At 39.9% G+C, this 1481-nt stretch carries 1 protein-coding gene; it reads left to right on the forward strand.

What is annotated here, in order from left to right:
• Positions 1–109: 109 nt before the first annotated feature.
• Positions 110–1327, forward strand: a complete 1218-nt coding sequence (locus ROSEINA2194_RS02640) for an IS256 family transposase (RefSeq protein ID WP_118112239.1) — start codon at positions 110–112, stop codon at positions 1325–1327.
• The last annotated feature ends 154 nt before the right edge of the window (positions 1328–1481 follow it).

Below are 1481 nucleotides of genomic sequence, written 5' to 3' on the forward strand. Positions count from 1 at the left end.
GGGAGTATCCTAAAGTTTGTGTAAACCTCCAAACTGATGTAAGATAAAATTACTCAGTTTGGAGGTTATTTTTATGGCAAGAAGAAAAGACAGCCCACAAAAAGCAGCAATGAGAGAAATGATGCGTGACTATCTGAAAAATAATGATATCAGCATCAAAGATGGCACCGATGTTAACAGCATCATGCGTGACATGATGTCTGTCATTTTGGAAGGTGCTTTGGATGAAGAACTGGATGAAGAATTAGGGTATTCCAAGTATGACTATCGAAACAAAGAAACAGACAATAGTAGAAATGGACATTCCAGCAAAACCATGCACACCAGTTATGGAGATATGGATGTGGCAATCCCAAGGGATCGTAATGGGGATTATGAACCTCAGCTGATTAAAAAATATCAGAATTCCGTAACTCAGGACATGGAAGAAAAAATACTTTCCATGTATGCCAAGGGAATGACAACTGGAGACATTGAATCCCATATGCGTGAATTATACGATATTGATATTTCTGACAGCACAATCAGCCGGATCACAGACAAAATCCTGCCGATTGTAAAAGAATGGCAGGAACGCCCTTTGGAAGAAGTGTATGCTGTAGTATTTATGGATGCAATCCACTATCACGTCCGCAGTGAAGGACGTATTGTAAAACGTGCGGTTTACATTGCCCTTGGTATCGATATGAATGGGAAAAAAGATGTTCTTGGAATGTATGTTGGAGAAAACGAAAGTGCCAAGTTCTGGCTTTCTATCATGAATGGATTAAAAAACAGAGGCGTTGAGGATATCCTGATTGCATGCGTTGATGGTTTAAATGGATTTCCACAGGCAATCGAGGCTGTTTATCCAAAAACAGAGATTCAGCAGTGTATCATCCATCAGATCCGTAATTCAACGAAGTTTGTTTCATACAAAGACATCAAAAAACTGATGGCTGATCTGAAGCTTGTATATGCAGCTCCAACGGAAGAAACAGCTTTAAATGAGTTAGAATTGTTCAAGGATAAATGGGATTCCAAGTACCCAAAAATCTATAAATCCTGGCATGATAACTGGGCAACCCTGTCCACTTATTTCAAATATCCGGAGGCAGTAAGACGGCTGATTTATACCACAAATGCCATTGAAGGATTCAACCGCCAGCTCCGGAAAGTGACCAAAAGCAAGACGGTTTTTCCATCGGATGACAGCCTTTTGAAAATGCTGTATCTTGCGACTATGGACATTACCAAGAAATGGACAGGACACCGACAGGATTGGGGACAGATCCATTCCCAGCTTGAAATCTATTTTGAAGAGCGTCTGATTGGACACAACCTGTAAAAACAGCTTGTTTTAGGCAGGTTTTATTGACATGCCCAAAAACTCCTGTATAATGCAGATATGGGCAGAACCTGAAAAATCGGCTCTGCCCATTTGTAACTATTCATAAATCTTATATCAGTTTTTAACGTTTACACAAAACTTGAAACGGTCT

It is taken from the genome of Roseburia inulinivorans DSM 16841 (assembly GCF_000174195.1).
GTDB lineage: Bacteria > Bacillota > Clostridia > Lachnospirales > Lachnospiraceae > Roseburia > Roseburia inulinivorans.